This is a genomic window from Alkalilimnicola ehrlichii MLHE-1 (assembly GCF_000014785.1).
Taxonomy (GTDB): domain Bacteria; phylum Pseudomonadota; class Gammaproteobacteria; order Nitrococcales; family Halorhodospiraceae; genus Alkalilimnicola; species Alkalilimnicola ehrlichii.
In genome coordinates, this window is record NC_008340.1 from 2,938,852 (window position 1) to 2,962,133 (window position 23,282).

The 23,282-nt window shown below is 67.8% G+C and carries 16 protein-coding genes; 2 read left to right on the top strand and 14 right to left on the bottom strand.

The annotated features are described in order from the left end of the window. Positions 1 to 17: 17 nt before the first annotated feature. The 4 genes from MLG_RS13115 to acsA are packed head-to-tail and all read right to left on the bottom strand — an operon-like array spanning position 18 to position 5,347. Positions 18 to 263 carry an acyl carrier protein gene (locus tag MLG_RS13115; RefSeq protein ID WP_011630327.1) on the bottom strand — a complete coding sequence of 82 codons (246 nt, stop codon included), beginning with the start codon at positions 261 to 263 and terminating at the stop codon, positions 18 to 20. Beyond that, a complete protein-coding gene (locus tag MLG_RS13120) occupies positions 260 to 1,585 on the bottom strand; it encodes a dihydrolipoamide acetyltransferase family protein (RefSeq protein ID WP_011630328.1) in 1,326 nt (441 codons plus the stop codon). The genes MLG_RS13115 and MLG_RS13120 overlap by 4 nt, the downstream gene beginning before the upstream one ends. Next, positions 1,582 to 3,591 (bottom strand): pyruvate dehydrogenase (acetyl-transferring) E1 component subunit alpha, encoded by a 2,010-nt coding sequence (gene pdhA / locus MLG_RS13125; protein WP_011630329.1) that lies wholly within the window; start codon positions 3,589 to 3,591, stop codon positions 1,582 to 1,584. The genes MLG_RS13120 and pdhA overlap by 4 nt, the downstream gene beginning before the upstream one ends. Further along, a complete protein-coding gene (gene acsA, locus MLG_RS13130; protein WP_011630330.1) occupies positions 3,581 to 5,347 on the bottom strand; it encodes an acetate--CoA ligase in 1,767 nt (588 codons plus the stop codon). Before acsA ends, pdhA begins: the two co-directional genes overlap by 11 nt. A gap of 218 nt (positions 5,348 to 5,565) precedes the next feature. On the opposite strand from acsA, the gene MLG_RS13135 reads away from it, so the two are divergent. After that, the gene (locus MLG_RS13135; protein WP_011630331.1) at positions 5,566 to 6,162 is read left to right on the top strand and encodes a CPBP family intramembrane glutamic endopeptidase; all 597 of its coding nucleotides are present in this window, start codon (positions 5,566 to 5,568) and stop codon (positions 6,160 to 6,162) included. A 36-nt stretch (positions 6,163 to 6,198) separates the two neighbouring features. On the opposite strand, the gene MLG_RS13140 is transcribed toward MLG_RS13135, so the two are convergent. Further along, complete coding sequence (locus MLG_RS13140; RefSeq protein WP_011630332.1) at positions 6,199 to 6,876, bottom strand: SagB/ThcOx family dehydrogenase; 678 nt, start codon at positions 6,874 to 6,876, stop codon at positions 6,199 to 6,201. 212 nt (positions 6,877 to 7,088) lie between these two features. Between MLG_RS13140 and MLG_RS13145 the strand changes: the two genes are divergently transcribed. Continuing rightward, entirely contained in the window at positions 7,089 to 7,454 is a 366-nt protein-coding gene (locus MLG_RS13145; protein ID WP_011630333.1) for a phasin family protein, read from the top strand. Between the two features lie 82 nt (positions 7,455 to 7,536). Here the strand turns inward: MLG_RS13145 and MLG_RS13150 are convergent, their stop codons facing one another. The 9 genes from MLG_RS13150 to MLG_RS13190 form a co-directional block, all read right to left on the bottom strand. Continuing rightward, positions 7,537 to 8,991 carry a bifunctional 2-methylcitrate dehydratase/aconitate hydratase gene (locus tag MLG_RS13150; RefSeq protein WP_011630334.1) on the bottom strand — a complete coding sequence of 485 codons (1,455 nt, stop codon included), beginning with the start codon at positions 8,989 to 8,991 and terminating at the stop codon, positions 7,537 to 7,539. 618 nt (positions 8,992 to 9,609) lie between these two features. After that, entirely contained in the window at positions 9,610 to 10,788 is a 1,179-nt protein-coding gene (gene prpF / locus MLG_RS13155; protein WP_011630335.1) for a 2-methylaconitate cis-trans isomerase PrpF, read from the bottom strand. Positions 10,789 to 10,910: 122 nt separating this feature from the next. Next, entirely contained in the window at positions 10,911 to 13,529 is a 2,619-nt protein-coding gene (gene acnD, locus MLG_RS13160) for a Fe/S-dependent 2-methylisocitrate dehydratase AcnD (RefSeq protein WP_011630336.1), read from the bottom strand. A gap of 355 nt (positions 13,530 to 13,884) precedes the next feature. After that, entirely contained in the window at positions 13,885 to 15,009 is a 1,125-nt protein-coding gene (prpC, locus tag MLG_RS13165; protein ID WP_011630337.1) for a bifunctional 2-methylcitrate synthase/citrate synthase, read from the bottom strand. 206 nt (positions 15,010 to 15,215) lie between these two features. Further along, positions 15,216 to 16,097, bottom strand: a complete 882-nt coding sequence (gene prpB, locus MLG_RS13170; RefSeq protein WP_011630338.1) for a methylisocitrate lyase — start codon at positions 16,095 to 16,097, stop codon at positions 15,216 to 15,218. A 62-nt stretch (positions 16,098 to 16,159) separates the two neighbouring features. Continuing rightward, positions 16,160 to 17,146, bottom strand: coding sequence for a YhdH/YhfP family quinone oxidoreductase (locus MLG_RS13175; RefSeq protein ID WP_011630339.1), 987 nt, complete (start codon positions 17,144 to 17,146; stop codon positions 16,160 to 16,162). A gap of 297 nt (positions 17,147 to 17,443) precedes the next feature. Further along, the gene (gene lpdA, locus MLG_RS13180) at positions 17,444 to 18,868 is read right to left on the bottom strand and encodes a dihydrolipoyl dehydrogenase (RefSeq protein WP_011630340.1); all 1,425 of its coding nucleotides are present in this window, start codon (positions 18,866 to 18,868) and stop codon (positions 17,444 to 17,446) included. Positions 18,869 to 18,912: 44 nt separating this feature from the next. Then, the gene (gene odhB, locus MLG_RS13185) at positions 18,913 to 20,181 is read right to left on the bottom strand and encodes a 2-oxoglutarate dehydrogenase complex dihydrolipoyllysine-residue succinyltransferase (RefSeq protein ID WP_011630341.1); all 1,269 of its coding nucleotides are present in this window, start codon (positions 20,179 to 20,181) and stop codon (positions 18,913 to 18,915) included. Positions 20,182 to 20,270: 89 nt separating this feature from the next. Beyond that, complete coding sequence (locus MLG_RS13190; RefSeq protein WP_011630342.1) at positions 20,271 to 23,096, bottom strand: 2-oxoglutarate dehydrogenase E1 component; 2,826 nt, start codon at positions 23,094 to 23,096, stop codon at positions 20,271 to 20,273. Between the last annotated feature and the right edge of the window lie 186 nt (positions 23,097 to 23,282).

The window sequence follows — 23,282 nt, forward strand, 5'->3', positions numbered from 1 at the left end:
TGCCCCTGCCCCGCCGTTCAGCCGAGCCGTGGCCCCAGGTAGTCGAGCAGGTCCTGCAGGCTGTGCAGCCGGCCGTAGTCGGCCTCCGGGATGTCCACCCCCAGCCGCTTGTGCAGCGCGGTCAGCAGATTGAGCGCATCCACCGAGTCCAGGTCGTACTCGTCACGCAGGGACGCCTGATCGTCCACCGCCGCCACATCGACATCGGGGGCGATGCGGGCCAGCTCCTCGAGAATGGTGCGGCGCAGGTCTTCTTGCTTCACAGGGCCTCCGGCTGCTGCAGGTCTTGTTCGATCCGGTTAAGGAAGCGGGCGCCCAGATGGCCGTCGCAGACCCGGTGATCCGCCGCCAGCGAGACATCCACCGCCGGCCTGGCGGCCAGCCCATCCCCCACCACCACCGGCCGCCGGCGCACACGGCCGAAGCCGATCATGGCCACCTGGGGCGGATGGATGACGCCGTAGACGGTGTCCACGCCGCGCTCCCCCAGGGCGGTGATGGTGGCCGTCGGGGCCGTGACCTCCGAGCTGCGCAGGCCGCCGCCCCGGGCCCGGTCGATGAGGTCGCGCAGGCGGACCATGAGGTCAGGGACATTGAGCCGGTCCGCGTCCAGCAGCGCCGGCGCGATCAACCCGCCGCCACGCAGGTGGATGGCCACGCCCAGGTGCACCGAGTCCGCGGGCTGGAAGCCCTGCTCATGGTAGTGGCCGTTGAGGTCCGGGTACTTGCGCAGGGCCCGCGCTGCGGCCTTGGCAAACAGCGCGGCCATCACCAGCCGCGATTCCGGCGGGCGCTCGCGGTTGTAGGCGGTCAGCCAGTCGTGGGCCGCCTTCAGGTCCACGGTGGTGTTCAGGTAGTAGTGGGGGATCTCCCGCTTGGAACGGGTCATGGCCGCGGCGATGGCCCGCCGCATCTCGTCACGATCGAACCCGGCCGGGCGTGTCGGAGGGGGCTCCGCCGGGGCCGCGGCAGGCCGGGCACCGGCGGCGTGTTCCACGTCACCGGCCAGCACCGCGCCCCCCGGCCCACTGCCCCGCAACCCGGCCGGGTCCACGCCGAGCTCCCGGGCACGGCGGCGGGCGGCGGGGGAGAGCCGCACCGGCGCCCGGCCTGGCGTGCCGGCCGGGGGTTCCGGCCCCGACACAGCCGGTTCCGGCTCCGGCTCCGGCTCCGGCTCGGGCTCGGGCTCCGGCTCCGGCTCCGGCTCCGGCTCCGGCTCCGGCTCGGGCTTCGGCTTGGGCTTCGGCTTGGGCTTCGGCTTGGGCTTCGGCTTGGGCTTCGGCTCGGGCTTCGGCTTGGGTTCCGGCTTGGGTTCCGGCTTGGGGCTCCCCTCGCCCGCTTCCAGGCCACGGCCATCGCCGATCCGAGCCATCGGTGCCCCCACCGGCAGCCGGGTGCCCGGTTCTTCGTAGAGCGCCTCGACCACCCCCGACTCAAACACCTCCACCTCGATGGCGCCCTTGTTGGTCTCCACCACCGCGATGACCTGGCCCTTCTCCACCCGGTCGCCCGGCCGCACCCGCCACTCCACCAGTTCCCCGGACGCCATGTCGGCGCCCAGGGAGGGCATGAGAAAATCGCTCATTCCGCCCCCTCCATGACCTGTCGGGCGGCCCCGACGATGTCCTCCACCTGGGGCAGGGCTGCCGTCTCCAGGTGGCGTGCGTAGGGGATCGGGATCTCGGCCGAGCAGACCCGGGCGATGGGGGCGTCCAGGTACCACAGGGCCTGTTCCGCCAGGATGGCGCTGATCTCCGCAGCCAGGCTGCCGGTCTTCCACCCCTCGTCCACAATCACCGCCCGCTGGGTGCGGGTAACCGATGCCACCAGGGCCTCCGTATCCAGCGGGCGCAACACCCGCAGATCCAGCACTTCGGCCTCGATACCCTCCTCTGCCAGCGCCTCGGCCGCCTCCAGGGTCTTACCCAGACTGCCGCCGTAGGTGATCAGGGTCAGGTGCTGGCCCGGCCGGCGGATGGCGGCCTGGCGGATATCCACCCCCTGCGGGCAGGGGGTCAGCTCGCCCTCCTGGTTGTAGAGCAGGACGTGCTCGAAGATCACCACCGGGTTGGGGTCATGCAGCGCCGCCCAAAGCATGTGCCGGGCGTCCTCCAGGGTGCCCGGCGCCAGCACCTTGAGCCCGGGCACGTGGGCGTACCAGTTCTCCAGGCTGTGGGAGTGCTGGGCAGCCACCTGCCGGCCGGCGCCGGTGGCCATGCGGATCACCAGGGGGACGGGGAACTGGCCGCCGGACATGTGCAGCAGCGTGGCGGCGTTATTGACGATCTGGTCCAGCGCCAGCAGGCTGAAGTTCACCGTCATGATCTCGACGATGGGCCGGGCGCCGCCCAGGGCCGCGCCGACCCCGGCGCCGGTGAAGCCGTTCTCCGAGAGCGGGGTGTCGCGCATCCGCTCCGGCCCAAACTGCTCCAGCAACCCGCGGGAGACGGCGTAGCAGCCCCCGTAGTGACCGATGTCCTCCCCCATCATGAAGCTGCGCGGCTCATGGGTCAGGGCCTCGATCAAGCCACGCCGGAAGGCCTCGCGGAAGCTCAGCCGCTCCGGCTCGGTCGCCACATCGGGGGGCGGAGGGGGCGCCTCCGACACCGGTGCGCAGACGTGATCCAGCAGGGTATCCGGGGACTCCCATTCGGCCTGCTCGGCGAAGGCCACGGCGGCGTCAATCTCCTCACCGATTTCCCCGTCCATGGCCTCCAACTCCCCCTCGTGCAGCGCCCCGGAGCGGCTCATCCAATCACTGAGCCGCCGGATCGGGTCGCGGGCCTGCCACGCCTCCACCTCCGCCTTGTCACGGTAGAGCTGCGGGTCGAACATGGAGTGGGCCCGGAAGCGGTAGGTCTCGCACTCCAGGAAGCGCGGCCCCTCGCCGGCACGCACGGAGGCCAGGGCCCGGCCGCTGGCGGCCTCCACCGCCACCACATCCATGCCGTCCACCCGCTCGGCGGGGACGCCCAGGGCCTCCGCCTTGCGGTACAGCTCGGTCTGGGCGTGGGCGAGGTGCAGGGCCGTCCCCATGGCGTACTGGTTGTTCTCGCAGACGAAAAAGACCGGGAGCTGCCAGAGGGCGGCCAGGTTGAGCGACTCGTGGAACACCCCCTCGGCCACGGCGCCGTCGCCGAAGAAACAGGCGGTCACCCGCTGGCGACCCGCCAGCTTGTCGGCCAGCGCCAGCCCCACGGCCAACGGCAAGCCGCCGCCGACAATGGCGTTGCCGCCGTAAAATCGGTGTTCGGCGTCGAACAGGTGCATCGACCCGCCCCGCCCCAGGCTGCATCCGGCCGCCTTGCCGTACATCTCCGCCATCACCGGGTTCATGGCGATGCGATTGAGCAGGGCGTGGCCGTGCTCGCGGTAGGTGGCCACCACGCCGTCGTTCGGGTCGAGACCGAACATGGCGCCGGCCCCGACCGCCTCCTCGCCGATGTAGACGTGGAGGAAGCCACGGATCTTCTCCTGGGTGTAGAGTTCGACGCAGCGCTCCTCGAACCGGCGCATGCGCAGCATCTGACGGAGCAGGGCCAGCAGGTGCGTGCGCGACAGCCTCGGCTTGCCTTCGCTGTCAGTCGTCATTGGCGCCCCCCTCCAGGGTCGAGAGATCCCCCTCCGGCAGGCCCAACTCCCGGGCCCGCAACAACCGCCGCATGATCTTGCCGCTGCGGGTCCGGGGCAGCTGATCGGCGAAGGCGATCTCCCGCGGCGCCACCGCCGCCCCCAGGCGCTTGCGGGCCAGGGCCATCAGTGCACGGCGCAGTTCGTCGTCAGGGGCATGGCCGGGTTTGAGGGCGACGAAGGCCTTGATCCGCTCGCCGGTCACCTCATCCGGAACGCCGATCACCCCCACTTCGGCCACCGCCGGATGCTCCATCAGCACGCTCTCCACCTCGAAGGGGCCAATCAGGTGGCCCGAGGTCTTGATGACATCGTCGCCCCGGCCGATGAACCAGTAGTAACCGTCGGCGTCCCGCCGGACCAGATCGCCGGTCAGGTACCAGTCGCCGGAAAAGGCCTTGCGGTAGCGCGCCTCCTCGTGCAGATAGCCGCGGAACATGGCGGGCCAGCCCTTACGCAGGGCCAGCTCACCGGTCTCATCCGCGGCGTCGATCAACTCGATGCCCCCCTCGTCATCGCGCCGGATCACGGCGGCCTCGACCCCGGGCACCGGGCGGCCCATTGAGCCGGGCTTGATGGGCAGGCAGCGGAAATTGGCGATCATGATGCCGCCGGTCTCGGTCTGCCACCAGTTGTCGTGGAAGGGCAGCCCCAGGATCTCCCGGCTCCAATGAACGGCCTCGGGGTTGAGCGGCTCGCCGACACTGGCGATGAACCGCAGCGCCGAGAGATCGTGCCGGGCGGGCAGCTCCGGCCCGCACTTCATGAGCATGCGGATGGCGGTGGGCGCGGTGTACCAGACGTTGACCCGCTGCTCATCCAGGATGCGGTACCAGCGTTCGGCGTCGAACTCGGCCTCGTCCACCACCAGAGTGACACCGGCGGCGAAGGGCCCGATGATGCCGTAGGACATCCCCGCCACCCAGCCCGGGTCCGCAGTGCTCCAGTAGATATCCCCCGGCTGCAGGTCCAGCGCCTGCTCGGCGGTGACCCGGTGCAGCACCACGGCCTCATGCACGTGGACGGCGCCCTTGGGCCGGCCGGTGGTGCCGCTGGTGAAATGGAGCAGCGCCATCGCTTCCGGGTCCATCGGGCGGGTGGTGTATTCGGGGGACAGGGCGTCCATGGCCCGGGCGGCGTCCACCGTCCCCTCCGGCGCCTCATCCACATCCCCGATCAGCAGCACATGCTGCAGACAGGGGGTCTCCGCGACCCAGTCAGCCATCTTGCGGCGGTAGAGCCGCTCGGTGGTCACCACCGCCGCCGGCTCGCCGATCTCCACCCGGGAGCGGATGGGCTCGGGGCCGAAGGCGGAGAACAGCGGCGTGAAAACACACCCGTGCTTGAGCGTGCCCAGGGCCGCGGCGTAGAGGTCAGGGATCCGGTGGGCGAGACAGTACACCCGGTCGCCCGGCTGCAGGCCCCGCTCCGCCAGCAGGTTGGCGAATTGGTTGGCGCGGGCGTTGAGCGCCCGGTAGGTGATATCCAGCGGGTTGCCCCCGTCGCGGGGGAGGAAGCGGATGGCGGTGCGGTCCGCACCCGGGCCGTCCAGGTGGCGGTCCAGCGCCTCGTAGGCGATATTGAGCCGGCCGCCCCCGAGATCGGTGATCTCCCGGCGGGCCTGCGCCCAACTGAACGCGGCGCGGGTCCGGTCGTAATCCTGCAGGCGGGGGGCTAAGACCCCCTGCCCGGGGGGCGGCTGCGAGGCGGAGGACATACGGCGCTCCTATAGGCCGCTGATCGAAAGACCACCGGGCCGTTTTGATCCCGGTTAAAGCAAGCATAGGAACGCCCCCCGGTTGATTCAACGCAGGGTACCGCTCGGTTGCCGCCCGGGCAGCGCGCGTGGCGGGGTACAATCTGTTACCGTCCGTGGCCCGACGGCGGTCACTGCCGACCCATCGGCTCAGTCCCAACCATCGCGGGGTGCCAACATTGTCGAACGGAAAGACACCGGTCACCGACCCGCTGATCGCGGCCATCGTCTTTCAGGGGCTCCTCTTCCCGCTGGCCATCGGCCTGGCCTTCCTGCTCGGCGTTCGCCCCTGGACGGCCATGGACGCCAATCTGGATGCGGTGCTGCTGGCGGTGGTCGCCACCCTCCCCCCGCTGCTGGGGCTCTGGGGGCTGTCGCGGGCGCGGGTGGCCTGGTTTGAGGACCTGGATGCCCTGGTGCGACCGATGATCAACGCCCTGTTCCGCGGGCGCGGCCGGGGACCGGTGCTGCTGATCTCACTGCTGGCCGGCTTCGGCGAGGAGCTGCTGTTCCGTGGCGTCCTGCAGGGCTGGCTGACGGAGCTGGCCGGGCCCTGGACGGGGGTGCTGGCGGCAGCGGTGGTCTTCGGCCTGCTGCATTTCCTGTCCTGGACTTATTTTGTCTTCGCGGTGGGCTTCGGCATCTACCTGGGGGTGATCTACGAGCTGACCGGCAACCTCCTGGTGGTCTGCCTGGTCCACGCCCTCTACGACTGGGCAGCGATCCACTACATGCTGCGCGACGGCGCCCCCGCCTCCGATACCCCCACCCCCTGACCGCACACTGCCTTTCGCACGGCCGGCGCGCCCGGGTCACCGGCGGTAACCGATCGGCAGCAGGTAGAGGGGCCGCTCCCCCGGCCCGAGTTCCAGCGCCCGAGCCAGCGCCTCATCGTCGAAGGCGCCGATCGCCACCGTACCCAAACCCAGGGCGGTGGCCTGCAGGTAGATGTTCTGCGCCACGTGACCGGCCTCCATGTGCACGTAGCGCGCCGCCCGCTCGCCGTAGCGGTGCGCGGTGCGCGCCTCCACCGCCGACAAGGCCACCACCAGCGGGGCCCGGGCCACCGCTGCCTGCCCCAGGCTCGCCTGCACCACCGCCTCACCCGGCGCGGCGTCCAGCCGACGCACCAGCACATGCTCATCAGGTCGATAGCGCCAGACCCCGGGCGACAGGCCACGGGCCCGGCGCACCAGCAGGTCCACCTCCATCGGATAGGTGGCCCCGGCCGATGGCGCGGTCCGCAACCCCCGGCCCAGGTCGCTCACCCCCTGGGCGGCCCAGGCCAGCTGGGCGATCGCGTTCAGATCCGGCACCTCCTCGGCGTAGCGGCGCACGGAACGCCGCGTCTCCAGCGCCTGCTCCAGGGCCATGGGCCCGGCGCGCTTGGGCTCGGGCAGGGTCACCACCCTGTCCGCCTCACCCTGGGGATCGCTCAGGGCCCCGAAAGAGATGATCATCAGCAGCAGCCCCGCCGACACCTTCCACATGCCATAACTCCCGGACAACCGGGGAGAATCCGTCACTCCCACCAGTAAAGCACATCCCGCCGCCGACAGCTGTCGGGTCACCGCCGCACCGTTCGGGCCGGATCTGAAAATAATTGTTGCACTGCACCAAATCCGCTGTTATGCTGCATCGCAACAAGGTTGGAGAAGGGCTCCACACCTTGTCGCAAATACAAACGCAATGAGGTGTTGCCATGATGAACCCGACGATTGAGCAGATGAACAAGCAGATTGAGCAGCTGGTGAGCGGCCCGGCCCGCAGCTTCGCCGAGCTGAGCGTCAACCACCTGGAGGCCCTGGTGAGCAACCAGGTCGAGCTCTCCAAGAGCTACGCCGACCTGGGCTTCAAGCAGATCCGCGCCGCGCTGGACATCAAGGCGCCGCAGGATGTGCAGAGCTACATCGAAAGCCAACAGGACGTGGCCCGCGAGCTCGGCGAGCGCGTGAAGGCCGACGCCGAGAAGGTGGTCAGCCTGAACCGCAAGTACGCCGAAGAGGCCCAGGCCCTGACCCAGAAGAGCGTCCAGGCCGCGGCCAAGGCCGGTGGTCAGTCCAAGTAAGGACGACGCTGCGGGCGGCTGTCACAGCCGCCGGTAACAGACGCCGGCCCCCATTCGGGGGCCGGCGTTTTTTATGGGCGGGTCAGAGGGTCCAGAGCGCCATGAACTCGTTGACCGCCATGCGCTCCAGCCCCTTCTGCTTGTCACAGGCCTTGCGAATGGCCTCGGCGCGCCGCGGGGCGAAGCGGGTGGCCAGGGCCTTCTCGAACTTATCCACCAGCACCGGGATACCCTCCTTGCGCCGGCGGCGGTGGCCGATCGGGTACTCCACCGCGACCCGGTCGGTCTTGCTCCCGTCCTTGAAGAAGAGCTGCACGGCATTGCCAATGGAGCGCTTCTTCGGGTCCAGGTAGTCCTTGGAGAAGGGCTTGTGCTCCACCACCTCCATCTTTTCGCGCAGGGCGTCGATACGCGGGTCGGCGGCGACGGCGTCCTCGTAGTCGTCGGCGGTGAGCCGGCCGTGGATCAGCGGCACGGCGACCATGTACTGGATGCAGTGGTCGCGGTCGGCGGGGTTGTCCAGCGGGCCCTCCTTGTCGATGATCCGCACCCCGGCCTCCTGGGTCTCGATGACCACCTTCTCCACCTCGTCGAGCCGGTCACGCACCTGCTCGTGCAGGGTCATGGCGGCCTCCACGGCGGTCTGGGCGTGGAATTCGGCGGGGAAGGAGATCTTGAACAGGATATTCTCCATCACGTAGCTGTCGTAGGCCTGGTTGATCTCCAGCTTGTTGCCCTTGAAGAGCACGTCGTTGAAGCCCCAGAAGTCGGCGGACAGGGCGGTGGGATAGCCCATCTCGCCGGTCATGGCGATCAGCGCCAGGCGCACGCCGCGGGCACTGGCATCGCCCGCGGCCCAGCTCTTGCGGGAGCCGGTGTTGGGGGCGTGGCGGTAGGTGCGCAGCGCGGAGCCGTCGATGAAGGCGTGGGAGAGGGCGTTGGTGATGTCGTCCTGGCTGCCGCCCAGCATGTCGGTGGCGACGGCGGTGGTGGCGATGCGCACCAGCATGACGTGGTCCAGCCCCACCCGGTTGAAGGAGTTCTCCAGCGCGAGCACCCCCTGGATCTCGTGGGCCTTGATCATGGCGGTGAGCACGTCCTTCATGGTCAGGGGTTTCTTGCCCTGGGCCAGCCGCTGGCGGCTGAGGTAGTCGGCCACGGCGAGGATGCCCCCCAGGTTGTCGGAGGGGTGGCCCCACTCGGCGGCGAGCCAAGTGTCGTTGAAGTCGAGCCAGCGGACCATGGCGCCGATGTTGAAGGCGGCCTGGACGGGGTCGAGCTGGTAGGGGGTGCCGGGCACCCGGGCGCCGTCGGCCATCTGCGCCCCGGGGACCACGGGGCCGAGCAGCTTGGTGCAGGCGGGGTATTGCAGGGCCAGCATGCCGCAGGCCAGGGTGTCCATCAGGCAGTAGCGGGCGGTCTCGTAGGCCTCGTCGGATTTGATCTCCTTCTTGGCGACGTACTTGGCGATGTCGACCAGCTCTTTGTCCGGTTTGGGACGCTTGGTGGACTTGATACCCCGATCGGTGGCGCTCATGGGTCTTCCTCCCTTCGGCGGTCGGCTTTCATGCCTGGTTTGGTTTTTCTCTCTCCAGTGTAGGTATTAAGTCCGGACTGTGTGTGGGGGGTGTTGATGGGGCTTCGGACAGGGGGGGGGGCGGCCGGGGAGTGGGGTTGGGTTGTGGACTCGCCGTGAATACATCCCTGTAGGCTCGTAGGCGGCACCCCCGTCATCGCGAGGGCCGAAGGCTTTTTCCCCGTCATCGCGAGGGCCGAAGGCCCGTGGCGATCCAGAGCGGTAGACTGCCACGTCGGCTTCGCCTCCTCGCAGTGACGGTGGGGGTGGGGCCCCGCTCGCAATGATGGGTTCGGGGATTCCTTGGCATTTCCTTGGGTCAACGCGCGATCAGATGCCGCGCTGGTGCTCCGGCTTGGGGCTCCGGTAGGGCTCGTAGGCGGCAGGGAGGCCGCCTACGAGCCTAGGGGTGAGCCGCATTGCGGCGAACGCCCGGCCAGGGATGGACGGGCTGGACTTGCAAGCGGAGCAGGACTGCGTAGCTTGCAAGTATTTACGGCGTATCCCTACCGGCAAATCCCGAGCCGGAACACCCACCCATCCGAAAGCCGACCGAAAAAAAAGACAAGCTATGGGTGCTTAGAAGCTATCGCCGGGTACCCGGACCCAGCCTTCCATGAGCACCCGCGCGCTACGGCTCATGATCGCCTGCTTCACCGTCCACTCGCCGTTTTCCTGGGTGGCCTCCGCACCGACCCGCAGGGTGCCGGAGGGGTGGCCGAAGTGGACCGAGTTGCGATCGCCGCCACCGGCCGCCTCGTTAACCAGGGTGCCGGGGATGGCGGCGGCGGTGCCGATGGCCACGGCGGCGGTGCCCATCATGGCGTGGTGGAGCTTGCCCATGGAGAGGGCGCGCACCAGCAGGTCGATGTCCTCCGCTTGCACGGCCTTGCCGCTGGAGGCGGTGTAGCTGGCCGGCGGGGCCACGAAGGCCACCTTCGGCGTGTGCTGGCGGTCGGCCGCCTCGGCCGGGTCAGTGATGAGCCCCATCTTCACCGCCCCGTGGGCGCGGATGGTCTCGAACATCTCCAGCGCCTTGGGGTCGCCGTTGATGGCCTCCTGCAGCTCGGTGCCGGTGTAGCCGATCTCGTCCGCGTTAACGAAGACCGTGGGGATGCCGGCGTTGATGAGGGTGGCCTTCAGCGTCCCCACCCCGGGCACCTTCAGGTCGTCCACCCGGTTGCCGGTGGGGAAGATGGCGCCGCCCCCGTCCGCTGGGTCCATGAAGGCCACCGGCACCTCGGCGGCGGGGAAGGTGACCCCGTCCAGTTCGAAGTCGCCGGTCTCCTGCACCTGGCCGTTGGTGATGGGCACCCGGGCGACGATGGTCTTCCCGATGTTGGCCTGCCAGATGCGCACGGCCACCTCGCCGTTCTCGGGGATGCGGGCCGGGTCCACCAGGCCGTTGCTGACCGCGAAGGGGCCGACGGCGGCGGAGAGGTTGCCGCAGTTGCCGCTCCAGTCCACGAAGGGCTTGTCGATGGCCACCTGGCCGAAGAGGTAGTCCACGTCGTGGTCGGGGCTGTCGCTCCTGGAGAGGATCACCGTCTTGCTGGTGCTGGAGGTGGCCCCGCCCATGCCGTCGGTGTGCTTGCCGTAGGGGTCGGGGCTGCCGATGACCCGGAGCAGCAGTTTGTCCCGGGCCTCGCCCGGCTGCTGGGCCGCCTCGGGCAGATCATCCAGGCGGAAAAAGACGCCCTTGCTGGTACCGCCGCGCATGTAGGTGGCGGGGATGCGGATTTGTGGGGTGTGTGCCATGGGCCTGTCTCGTCCTGATGCATGAGCGCCCCGTCCGTAGGCGGGGCGCCGGTGAATGGGATGGCGGACGCGGCACTCTCCCGCACCGCTGCCGGGTGCGGGAGAGCCCAACGAGGCAGCGCTCAGGCGCGGCGGCCCTGCTGCTCCTCGGCCTCCGCCTCCAGGAAGTCCTGAGCGAAGCGCTGGAGCACACCGCCGGCCTCGTAGATGGAGACCTCCTCGGCGGTATCCAGCCGGCAGATCACCGGGACTTCCTCGCGGCCGCCGTCCCGGCGATTGACGATCAGGGTGACGGTGGCGCCGGGGGCCAGATCGCCCTCCACGTCATAGGTCTCGGTGCCGTCCAGGCCCAGGGTCTTGCGCGTGGTACCTTCCTGGAACTGCAGTGGCAGCACGCCCATACCCACCAGGTTGGTGCGGTGGATGCGCTCGAAGCCCTCGGCCACGATGGCCTCCACCCCGGCCAGGCGTACGCCCTTGGCGGCCCAGTCCCGGGAGGAGCCCTGACCGTAGTCGGCGCCGGCAACGATGATCAACGGCTGCTTGCGCTCCATGTAGGTCTCGATCACGTCCCACATGCGCATCACCTTGCCCTCCGGCTCCAGCCGGGCCAGGGAGCCCTGCTTCACCTCGCCGTTCTCGTCCCGCACCATCTCGTTGAACAGCTTGGGGTTGGCCAGGGTGGCCCGCTGGGCGGTCAGGTGGTCGCCCCGGTGGGTGGCGTAGGAGTTGAAGTCCTCCTCCGGCAGGCCCATCTTGGCCAGGTACTCCCCGGCGGCGCTGTCCGGCATGATGGCGTTGGAGGGGGAGAGGTGGTCGGTGGTGATGTTGTCCGGCAGGATCGCCAGCGGCCGCATGCCCTTGAGGGTGCGCTCGGCGGCCAGGGCGCCCTCCCAGTAGGGGGGCCGGCGGATGTAGGTGCTCTGGGGCCGCCAGTCGTAGAGCGGGCTCACCTGCTCGGCCTTCTCCACCTTCTTCTCGAACATGGGGATGTAGACCTTGCGGAAGTGGTCCGGCTTCACGTGCTCGGCCACGATGCGGTCGATCTCCTCATCGGAGGGCCAGAGGTCCTTCAGGGTGACCGGGTTGCCATCCTTGTCGGTGCCCAGGGCGTCCTTCTCGATGTCGAAGCGGACGGTGCCGGCGATGGCGTAGGCCACCACCAGGGCCGGCGAGGCCAGGAAGGCCTGCTTGGCGTAGGGGTGGATGCGGCCGTCGAAGTTGCGGTTGCCGGAGAGCACGGCGGTGGAGTAGAGGTCCCGGTCGATGATCTCCTGCTGGATCTTCGGGTCCAGGGCGCCGCTCATGCCGTTGCAGGTGGTGCAGGCGAAGGCCACGATGCCGAAGCCGAGTTTTTCCAACTCGGGCAGCAGGCCGGCGTCCTCCAGGTAGTACTGCACCGCCTTGGAGCCGGGGGCCAGGGAGGTCTTCACCCAGGGCTTGCGGGTCATGCCCAGTTCGTTGGCCTTCTGGGCCAGCAGGCCGGCGGCGATGACATTGCGCGGGTTGCTGGTGTTGGTGCAGCTGGTGATGGCGGCAATGATTACCGCTCCATCGGGCATCAGGCCGTCGTCCCGCTGCTCCACCTCACCGGCGATGCCAGCCTTGGCAAGATCAGTGGTGGCCACCCGCTTGTGGGGGTTGGAGGGGCCGGCCATGTTACGCACCACGGTGGACAGGTCGAAGGTCAGCACCCGCTCGTACTCGGCGCCCTTCAGGTCATCGCCCCAGAGGCCGGCGGTCCTGGCGTACTTCTCCACCAGGTCCACCTGCTCCGGCTCGCGGCCGGTGAGGGTCAGGTAGTCCAGGGTCTGCTGGTCGATGTGGAACATGGCGGCGGTGGCGCCGAATTCCGGGGTCATGTTGGAGATGGTGGCGCGGTCGCCCACGCTCAGGGCCTCGGCCCCCTCGCCGTAGAACTCCAGGTAGGCGGAGACCACCCGCTCTTTGCGCAGGAACTCGGTGAGGGCCAGTACGATGTCGGTGCAGGTGATGCCCGGTGCCGGCTTGCCGGTGAGCTCCACGCCGATGATGTCGGGCAGGCGCATGTAGCTGGGCCGGCCCAGCATGACGCTCTCCGCCTCCAGGCCGCCGACGCCGATGGCGATCACACCCAGGGCGTCCACGTGGGGGGTGTGGCTGTCGGTCCCCACCAGGGTGTCGGGGAAGGCCACCCCGTCCACGCTGTGCACCACGGGGGACATCCGCTCCAGGTTGATCTGGTGCATGATGCCGTTGCCCGGGGGGATGACGTCCACGTTCTCGAACGCCTTCTTGGTCCAGTTGATGAAGTGGAAGCGGTCCTCGTTGCGGCGCTCCTCGATGGCGCGGTTCTTCTCGAAGGCGTCCTTCTCGAAGCCGGCGTGCTCCACCGCCAGGGAGTGGTCGACAATGAGCTGGGTGGGCACCACCGGGTTGACCTTGGCCGGGTCACCGCCCCGTTCGGCGATGGCGTCGCGCAGGCCGGCCAGGTCGACGAAGGCGGTCTGGCCGAGGATGTCGTGGCAGACCACCCGCGCCGGGTACCAGGGGAAGTCCAGGTCGCGCTTGCGCTCGATGATCTGCTTCAGCGAATCGGTGAGCCGTTCGGGCTCGCAGCGGCGGACCAGGTTTTCGGCCAGCACGCGGGAGGTGAAGGGCAGTTTGTCGTAGGCGCCCGGCTGGATGTCCTCGACGGCGGCGCGCACGTCGAAATAATCGAGATCGGTGCCGGGCAGGTTTTTACGGTATTTCGTGTTCATGGCGTCTGCTTTCCGTCGAGTCGGTGTTTCAGGGTCGGGTGACGGGGTGACTCTTCGGCCTTGCACACGGTTGCGTGTCGGCCGGTCGCCCTCGTTGCCATCCCGTCGTTCCGGGAGGCTTTTGGTCTCTGTCTGTACCCACACCAGGCGTTAGGAGTCGGGGCTGTGGGTTCGACGGATTCGCTGGAAGACACGCCGTGAATACATCCCTGTAGGCTCGAAGGCGACATCCCTGTCGCCTACGGTCTTCCACCGAATCCGTCGAACCCACAGCTCGGCCAGCCGGGGTGCCCCCTCCAGTCTCAGCGAGGCCCGAAACGGGCACTTCCTGAGGGGCACCACCAGTAGGCCTCCTTCAGCCCCGTTGATCGATGGGGGTGAAGGGCCGCTCCTCGGGGCCGGTGTAGTCCGCGCTCGGGCGGATGATGCGGTTGTTGGCCCGCTGCTCGAAAACGTGGGCACACCAGCCGGTGACCCGCGACATCACGAAGATGGGGGTGAACAGCTTGGTGGGGATGCCCATGAAGTGGTAGGCGGAGGCGTGGTAGAAATCGGCGTTGGGGAAGAGCTTCTTCTCGTCCCACATCACCTGCTCCACCCGCTCGGAGACCGGGTAGAGCACGGTGTCGCCCACCTCGTCGGCCAGCTTCTTGGACCAGGCCTTGATGATCTCGTTGCGAGGGTCGGAGACGCGGTAGATGGCGTGGCCGAAGCCCATCACCTTCTCCTTGCGCTCGAGCATGCCCTTGAGCTCGCGCTCGGCCTCGTCCGGGCTGTTCCACTGCTCGATCATGGCCATGGCCGCCTCGTTGGCGCCGCCATGCAGCGGGCCGCGCAGGGAGCCGATGGCGCCGGTGACGCAGGAGTGGATGTCGGACAGGGTGGAGGCGCAGACCCGGGCGGTGAAGGTGGAGGCGTTGAACTCGTGCTCCGCATAGAGGATCAGCGAGGCGTGCATCACCTTCTCGTGCAGGCTGTTGGGCTTCTCGTCCCGCAGCAGGTGCAGGAAATGCGCACCGATGGAGTCATCGTCGGTGGCCGTGTCGATGCGCACGCCGTCGTGGCTGTAGCGGTACCAGTAGGTGATGATCCCGGGCAGCACGGCCAGCAGGCGGTCGGTGGCCTCCTGCTGCTCATCGAAGCTCTGCTCGGTCTCCAGGTTACCCAGCATGGAGGCGCCGGTGCGCATTACGTCCATGGGGTGGGCGTCGGCCGGGATCTGCTCGAGCACGGCCTTCAGCGCATCGGGCAGATCGCGCATGCCCTTCAGTTTCTCGGTGTAAGCCGCAAGCTCCGCCTTGGTGGGCAGATCACCCTTCAACAGCAGGTAGGCCACCTCTTCGAAGGTGGCGCCTTCGGCCAGTTCGCGGACATCGTAGCCGCGGTAGGTCAGGCCGGAGCCCTTGCCCACGGTACACAGCGCGGTCTGGCCAGCGGACTGGCCGCGCAGGCCGGCACCGCCCAGTTTCTTATCGCTCATAGGTCTCTCCCTCGTGCGGTTTGACAATTGTGAAAGCGGGTAAAGCAGCCCCGGAGCCGGCCTTCGGGCGGCCGGGATTCCCGTCGCGGGGCGTCGCCGGCCATGGACGGCCGGCGACGAGCTTACAGGGACGTACTCGCAGCGTCCCCGCGACGGGAATCCCGGCCGTCCGAAGGCCGGCGCCCCGCCGCAAGCCCCAGCGCGCCTTATTTGTCCTGCTCGAACAGCGCGTCCAACTTCTGCTCGAAGTCGTGGTAGTTCAGGAAGTCGTAGAGCTCATCGCGGGTCTGCATCAGCTCCACCACATCCCGCTGGTGGCCCTTCTCGTGAATATCCTGATAGACCTTCAGGGCCGCGGCATTCATCGCGCGGAAGGCCGACAGCGGATAGAGCACCATCCGGCAGCCCACCTCGGCCAGCTCCTGCTGACTGAACAACGGGGTGGCCCCGAACTCGGTGATGTTCGCCAGGATCGGTGCATCCACCCGCTCGCAGAAGGCGCGATAGTCGTCCAGGGTGTGCACCGCCTCGGCGAAGATGGCGTCGGCACCGGCCTCGATACAGGCCGCGGCCCGCTCGATAGCGGCGTCCAGCCCCTCCATCTGAAAGGCATCGGTACGGGCGATCAGGTAAAAGTCGGGGTCGATACGGGCGTCGGCGGCCGCCTTGATCCGGTCCACCATCTCCTGCTGGGAGACGATGGCCTTGTTTGGCCGGTGCCCGCAGCGCTTCTGCGCCACCTGATCCTCCAGGTGCACAGCAGCCACCCCGGCCCGCTGCATCTCCTTGACCGTGCGCTCGATATTGAAGGCCCCACCCCAACCGGTGTCGATATCGACCAGCAGCGGCAGGTCCGTGGCCCCGCAGATACGGTGGGCGTCCTCCACCACATCGTTCATGGTGGTGATCCCCAGATCCGGCAGGCCGTAGGAGGCATTGGCCACCCCGCCACCGGAGAGGTAGATCGCCTGGTGCCCCACCCGCTCCGCCATCATAGCGGTATAGGCGTTGATGGTGCCGACGATCGGCAACGGCCGGTTGGCCTCCAGGGCGGCGCGGAAGCGCGCGCCGGGGGTTGTCATGCTCATGGTATTTCCTCCTGGCACGTCAGTGCACTGGGCCGGGACCGCGGACCGGCCCCGTTCGTTTGTTACAGTTCCACCAGGATCCGGCCACGGACCCGGCGCTCAAGCAGGTCGTCAAACCCGCCAGCCAGCCGGTCCAGGGGCAGGACCCGGTCCACCACTTCATCCAGGCGCGACGGGCGCAGATCGTCGCCCAACCGGGCCCACACCTGCCGCCGGAGTGCCTGCGGACAGTTGGCGGAGCTGATGCCGAGCAGGCTCACGCCGCGCAGGATGTGCGGCATCACCGTGGTGTGGAGCTCCGCACCGCCCGCCAGCCCGATGGCCGCCACGTTGCCGTACAGGCCCACGTGGCGACAGACGCCGGCCAACAGCTCGCCGCCCACCGCGTCGATGGCGCCGGCCCAGCGGGCCTTTTCCAGCGGCCGGCTGCCCAAGGCCAACGTCTCCGGGGTGCTGACCTCACTGGCCCCCAGCCCCTGCAACCACTCGGCCGCCTCGGGCTTTCCGCTCACGGCATGCACGGTGTAACCGGCGCGATTCAAGCACTGGACGGCGAAATTGCCCACCCCGCCGCTGGCGCCGGTGACCACTACCGGGCCCTGCTCCGGCGTCTGGCCCAGCGTCTCCATGCGGGTCAGGGCCAGGGCGGCAGTGAAGCCGGCGGTGCCCAGAATCATCGCCTCGCGGGTGCTCAGCCCCTCCGGCAGGGCCACCACCCAGTGCCCGGGCACGCAGACGTATTCGGCGAAGCCGCCGTCGTGGTTCTCGCCCAGGCCGCAGCCATTGACCAGCACCCGCTGGCCCGGCTGCCAATCGGGATGCCGGCTCTCTTCCACGGTACCGGCCACGTCGATGCCGGCGGTGAGCGGGAGACGACGGAGGATCTTGCCGCGGCCGGTGGCACCCAGGGCATCCTTGTAGTTGATGCCCGACCACTCGGCGCGGATCACCACCTCTCCCTCCTCAGGCGCGGGCAGTGGCAGCGATTCAATGCCGCCTTCAATGCGCCCGTCATTCTCGTGAACACGCCAGGCTCGGAATGTGGACATGGGACACCTCCCGCTGAATGGGCTACAAGTCTACCCTGCGCGAATGCCGTTTCCCAAATCGCTGTTAAATCATGAGGATAGAGACTGAATTCAGGGGAATAACAGGACCGCGAGCAGCCTTGGCAACAACGGCATTGATGGGCTTAATACTGGCACAACGGCTGGATTGGAAATCCTTTCTTTTCACCCTTTCCAGCGCACAGAAAAAAGCCCCGGTGCCGTAACCCGGCCCGGGGCTTTCAACACCACCGGGGCAACCCCTGCGGTGACCGATCACCGCAGGCGCCCGCCCGCGGCTCAGTTGGCCTTGTGAATGGCCTGTTTCGACACCGCCAGCGCCGCTTCGTGCACCGACTCCGACAGCGTCGGGTGGGCATGGCAGATGCGCGCCAGGTCCTCAGCAGAGCCGGCAAACTCCATGGCCACCACCGCCTCGGCGATCAGCTCCGAGGTGGCCGCCCCGACCATGTGCACCCCGAGGATGCGATCGGTCTCGGCATGGGAGATGATCTTGACCATGCCGGTGGACTCCTCCATGGCACGGGCACGGCCGTTGGCGGCGAAGTTGAAGGTGCCCGACTTGTAGGGCACCCCCTCGCTCTTGAGCTGGGCCTCGGTCTTGCCCACCCAGGCGATCTCCGGATGGGTGTAGATGACCCAGGGGATGGTGTCGTAGTTGAGATGCCCGGGGTGGCCGGCGATCAACTCGGCCACCATCACCCCCTCTTCGGAGCCCTTGTGGGCCAACATCGGGCCACGCACCACGTCACCCACGGCATAGACGTTGGGCAGATTGGTCCGGCACTCGTCGTCCACGTGCACAAAGCCGCGCTCGTCCAGCAGCAGGTCGACGTCGTCGGCCGCCAACCCGTCGGTGTTGGGCCGGCGGCCCACCGAGACAATCAGCTTGTCCACCTGCAGGGTGTGCTTGCCGTCCTTGTCCTCGTAGTGGACAGAGACCTGCTTGCCCACCTTGGTGTCGGTGACGCGGCAACCCAGGCGGATGTCCAGGCCCTGGTCGGTGAAGGCCTTGTGGGCCATGCGCGCAACCTGGCGATCCACCGGCGCCAGGAACTCGTCCTGCGCCTCCAGCAGCACCACCTTGGAGCCCAGACGGTTCCAGACCGAGCCCATCTCCAGGCCGATGACGCCGGCGCCGATCACGCCCAGGCGTTTGGGCACGGCCTCCATGTCCAGCGCTCCGTTGGAGGTGAGGATGTCCTTTTCGTCCGCCGGGGCGGCGCCGATGTCGATAGGCTTGGAGCCGGTGGCCAGGATGATGTACTCGCCCTTCAGCTCCTCGGCCTTGCCCTCGTGGGGGGTGAACTCCACGGTGCTGTTGGAGATCAACTTGCCGTGGCCGGTCTTGAAGTCGATCTTGTTGGCCTTGAGCAGCTGATGGATACCGCCGGTCAGGTCCTTCACCACCTTGTCCTTGCGGGCGATCATCTTCTTGACGTCGATGCTGACGTCCTTGGCGGTGATGCCATGGACCGACAATCCACCGTCCTTCGCCTTATGATAGTGCTCGGAGGAATCGAGCAGGGCCTTGGACGGGATACAACCCACGTTCAGGCAGGTCCCCCCCGGCTGCGGCTTGCCGTCCTTGTAGCGGAATTCGTCGATCACAGCGGTGGTCATCCCGAGCTGAGCGCAGCGGATGGCCGCCACGTAGCCGGCGGGACCGGCACCGATGACGATCACGTCGTAACTATTCGCCATGTTGTCCTCTCCATTGATGGCTAAAGGCGTTCAAACCGCAGGGCTCAGACTTCCAGCAACAGCCGGGTCGGATCCTCCAGGCACTCCTTGATGGTCACCAGGAACTGCACCGCCTCGCGGCCGTCGATGATCCGGTGATCGTAGGAGTGGGCGAGGTACATCATCGGCCGGATCACCACCTGCCCATTCTCGGCCATGGGCCGCTCCTGGATCTTGTGCATACCCAGGATGCCGCTCTGCGGCGGATTGAGAATGGGGGTGGAGAGCAGCGAGCCGAAGATGCCGCCGTTGGTGATGGTGAAGGTGCCACCGGTCAACTCCTCCATGGAGAGCTTGCCCTCGCGCGCCTTCTGGCCAAATTCGGCGATCTTGGCCTCGATCTCGGCAAAGCTCATCTGGTCGGCGTCACGCAGCACCGGCACCACCAGGCCACGGGGCGAGGAGACGGCGATGCCCACATCGTAATAGCCGTGGTACATGATGTCCTTGCCGTCAATGGAGGCATTGACGGCGGGGAAGCGCTGGAGGGCCTCGACCGCGGCCTTCACAAAGAAGGACATGAAGCCCAGCTTGATGCCGTGGGTCTTCTCAAACTTGTCCTTATACTGCCCCCGGGTGTTCATCACCGGCTGCATGTTCACCTCATTAAAGGTGGTGAGCATGGCGGCGGTCTGCTGGGCCTCGACCAGGCGCTCGGCGATCCGCTGGCGCAGCCGGGTCATGGGCACCCGCTTCTCCGGCCGGTCGGCGGCATCGGCGGAGACCTGCGGGGCGGCCGCGGCAGCCGGCTGCCCCGCAGCGGGCTGCTGGACCGGCTGGGTCTCGCCCTTCATGAAGCGGACCACGTCCTCCTTGGTGATGCGGCCCGCCCGACCGGTGCCGGGGATCTGCTTCGGGTCCAGGTTGTTCTCCTCGACCAGGCGCCGGGCAGCCGGCGGCAGGTCAGCCAGGTCCTCGGCCGGGGCGCTGGCAGCCGCCGGCGCCTCGGCGGGCTTCGGCGCGGGGGCGGAGGCAGCCTCCTGCTTGGGCGCCGGGGCCGCTTCAGCCGGCTTGGACTCAGCCTTGGCGGGGGCCGCCCCTTCCTCCAGCTTGCCCAGCACCTCGTCGGCGGTGACGGTGTCCCCTTCGTTCTTGAACCGCTCCCCCATCACGCCATCGGCCGGGGCGGGCACCTCGAGCACGACCTTGTCGGTCTCCAGGTCCACCAGGTTCTCGTCCCGGGACACAGCGTCGCCCGGCTGCTTGTGCCAGGCGACCACAGTGGCTTCAGAAACGGACTCCGGCAACGGCGGCACTTTGACTTCGATGCTCATCGACTCCTCGCTTCAGACTTTTTTTAGTGTCTGCTTGTTCGGGTGAAACAGGTCGGGCGACCAACGAGGCCGCCCGGTAAACGGTCGGATTACGGACTCAGGGGCTGGTTGAGCGCCTGATCCACGAGCCCGCGCTGCTGCTCGTGGTGGACCTTCGCCGAACCCACCGCCGGCGAGGCGGAGGCCGTGCGGCCCGCGTAGCCCAGGGACTGGGTGCCCTTCATGCAGGCGCGGAAGTGGTGGTTGCTGGAATACCACGCACCCTGGTTCTTGGGCTCCTCCTGACACCAGACCACCTCCTTGGCCTTGCCGTAGCGGTCACGCAGCAGGCCGGCCAGGGCATCCTCCGGGAAGGGGTAGAGCTGCTCCACGCGCACGATGGCGACATCGTCGCGCTCGGCCTTGCGGCGGGCGTCCAGCAGGTCATAGAAGACCTTCCCGCTACAGAGGACGACCCGTTTTACCTTGCTGGCCGTGACGCCGTCCGGATCATCGATCACCGGCTGGAATTGCCCCTCGGAGAGGTCCTCCAGCGAGGAGGTGGAGAGCTTGTGGCGCAGCAGACTCTTCGGCGTCATGACCACCAGCGGCTTGCGGTAGGGGCGTATCATCTGGCGCCGGATCATGTGGAAGAACTGCGCCGGGGTAGAGGGCACCACCACCTGCATGTTGTGCTCGGCACACAGCTGCAGGTAACGCTCCAGGCGCGCCGAGGAGTGCTCGGGCCCCTGGCCCTCGTAGCCGTGCGGCAGGTAGAGGGTGAGCCCGCACAGGCGCCCCCACTTGGACTCACCGGAGCTGATGAACTGGTCGATCACCACCTGTGCACCGTTGGCGAAGTCACCAAACTGCCCCTCCCAGATCACCATGGTGTTGGGATCGGCGGTGGCGTAGCCGTACTCGAAGCCCATCACCGCCTCTTCGGAGAGCAGCGAGTCGATGACCACAAAATCGTTCGGGTCGGTGGTCACGTCCTTCAGCGGGATGAAGCTGGACCCATCCTTGGCGTTGTGCAACACGGCGTGACGGTGGAAGAAGGTCCCCCGACCGGAGTCCTGCCCCACCAGCCGGACCTTGTGGCCGTCACGCAGCAGGCTGGCATAGGCCATGGTCTCCGCAAAGCCCCAGTCCAGGGGCAGCGCCCCGGCAGCCATCTTGCGCCGATTCTCCATGATGGCGCCGACACGGTTGTTGAGCTGGAAGCCCTCGGGGAGCTTCTCCAGCAGCCCCTGAAGCTCCCGCAAGTCGTCCAGCGGTAGCGAGGTGTCCACCGCCTCGTGCCACTGGGTGCCGATGTAGGGGCTCCAGTCCACGGCATAGTCGTTGCGCACCCCGCTGAGAAGGCCGCGCGCCACCACCTCTCCGGCGTCCAGCTTGTCGCGGTAGGCCTGGGTGTAGTCCTTGGCCTCATCGGCGGAAAGCACCCCCTCGCCCTCCAGGCGCTCGGCATAGAGCTGCCGGGTGGTCGGGTGCTGCTTGATCTTCTGGTACATCACCGGCTGGGTGGCTGAGGGCTCATCCGCCTCATTGTGGCCGTGCCGCCGGAAACAGACCATGTCGATGACCACGTCGCGATTGAAGGCTTGGCGGTAGTCCAGGGCCAGCTGGGTGACGAAGGCCACCGCGTCCGGGTCGTCGCCGTTCACATGGAAGATCGGCGCCTGGATCATCTTCGCCACCTCGGTGCAGTAGACCGTGGAGCGGGTGTCCAGCGGGTTGGAGGTGGTGAAGCCGATCTGGTTGTTGATGACAATGTGCACGGTGCCGCCGGTGTAGAAACCGCGCGCCTGGGAGAGCTGGAAGGTCTCCATGACCACACCCTGCCCGGCGAAGGCGGCATCGCCGTGGATCAGCACCGGCAGGACTTCGGCCCCCACGTGATCGCGACGGCGATGCATCCGCGCCCGGGCCGAGCCCTCCACCACGGGGTTGACGATCTCCAGGTGAGAGGGGTTGAAGGCCATGGCCACATGCAGTGCCCCGCCCGGGGTCTGGATGTCGCTGGAAAAGCCCATGTGGTATTTCACATCGCCGGAGCCATTGATCTCCGACGGCTTCTTGCCTTCGAACTCGGCGAACAGGTCCTTGGGCGATTTGCCCATGATATTGATCAGCACGTTCAGGCGGCCGCGGTGGGCCATGCCCAGAACCACCTCGCGAACCCCCTGCCTGCCGGCGTCCTGGATCAGGTCGTCCAGCATCGGGATGAGCGACTCACCGCCCTCCAGCGAGAAGCGCTTCTGGCCCACATACTTGGAGTGGAGGTATTTCTCGATCCCCTCCGCAGCGGTAAGCCGTTCCAGGATGCCCTTGCGGCGCTCGGCCGGCAGGTCGGCCTGCGCCCGATTGGCCTCCAACCGCTCCTGGATCCAGCGCTTCTGATCGGTATCGGTGATGTGCATGTACTCCGAGCCGATGGGGCCGGCGTACACCTGCTGCAGCAGTTCGATGATCCGGCGCAGCGGCATGCGATCCTGGGCGAACAGGGAGCCGGTGTTGAACTCCTCGTCCATGTCCGCCTCGGTCAGCCCATGGTGGGCCGGATCCAGATCGGGGACGTCGGGTTTCGGGCGCAGGTTGAGCGGGTCCACGTCGGCGAGCTGGTGACCGCGGAAACGATAGGCATTGATCAGCCGCAGCACGGCCCCCTGCTTCTCGGCGGCATCCGGCGTGAGCGCCGGGGTCGCCACCCGGGTGGTGCCGGGTGTGCGCGCCAGGCGCGCGAACTCCTCGCGGATCGGACTGTGGGGGACATCCTGGGCGCCACCATCGGCCAGCGCGCGAAAATAACCGCGCCACTCGGGATCGATGCCGTTGGGATCGCGCAGGTACTCCTCGTACATGTCCTCAATGAAGGTGCTGTTGACCCCATTGAGATAGGACGTCTGCTGTAGCCTCTGGAAAAGACCGTTCATCGGTTAGCTCACCTGCCTGATTCGGGCGATTGCGGGTGGACAGGTCGCACGCTCCCCTCGCGCGCGCCCGTAGCCGGGACGTACCGCAAGGGTCGGCGAACCTGAGAGAAAATCAAGAACCGAAGGGAACCGGACAGGGGCACGGCGAGACAGGCACATTGGCGACGCGACCACCCCCGCCTCCAT

Coding starts and splice junctions, on each gene's coding strand:
- MLG_RS13120 (WP_011630328.1), bottom strand. CDS start 1,585: ATGAGCGATTTTCTCATGCCCTCCCTGGGCGCCGACATGGCGTCCGGG.
- pdhA (WP_011630329.1), bottom strand. CDS start 3,591: ATGACGACTGACAGCGAAGGCAAGCCGAGGCTGTCGCGCACGCACCTG.
- acsA (WP_011630330.1), bottom strand. CDS start 5,347: ATGTCCTCCGCCTCGCAGCCGCCCCCCGGGCAGGGGGTCTTAGCCCCC.
- MLG_RS13140 (WP_011630332.1), bottom strand. CDS start 6,876: ATGTGGAAGGTGTCGGCGGGGCTGCTGCTGATGATCATCTCTTTCGGG.
- MLG_RS13145 (WP_011630333.1), top strand. CDS start 7,089: ATGATGAACCCGACGATTGAGCAGATGAACAAGCAGATTGAGCAGCTG.
- MLG_RS13150 (WP_011630334.1), bottom strand. CDS start 8,991: ATGAGCGCCACCGATCGGGGTATCAAGTCCACCAAGCGTCCCAAACCG.
- prpF (WP_011630335.1), bottom strand. CDS start 10,788: ATGGCACACACCCCACAAATCCGCATCCCCGCCACCTACATGCGCGGC.
- acnD (WP_011630336.1), bottom strand. CDS start 13,529: ATGAACACGAAATACCGTAAAAACCTGCCCGGCACCGATCTCGATTAT.
- prpC (WP_011630337.1), bottom strand. CDS start 15,009: ATGAGCGATAAGAAACTGGGCGGTGCCGGCCTGCGCGGCCAGTCCGCT.
- prpB (WP_011630338.1), bottom strand. CDS start 16,097: ATGAGCATGACAACCCCCGGCGCGCGCTTCCGCGCCGCCCTGGAGGCC.
- MLG_RS13175 (WP_011630339.1), bottom strand. CDS start 17,146: ATGTCCACATTCCGAGCCTGGCGTGTTCACGAGAATGACGGGCGCATT.
- lpdA (WP_011630340.1), bottom strand. CDS start 18,868: ATGGCGAATAGTTACGACGTGATCGTCATCGGTGCCGGTCCCGCCGGC.
- odhB (WP_011630341.1), bottom strand. CDS start 20,181: ATGAGCATCGAAGTCAAAGTGCCGCCGTTGCCGGAGTCCGTTTCTGAA.
- MLG_RS13190 (WP_011630342.1), bottom strand. CDS start 23,096: ATGAACGGTCTTTTCCAGAGGCTACAGCAGACGTCCTATCTCAATGGG.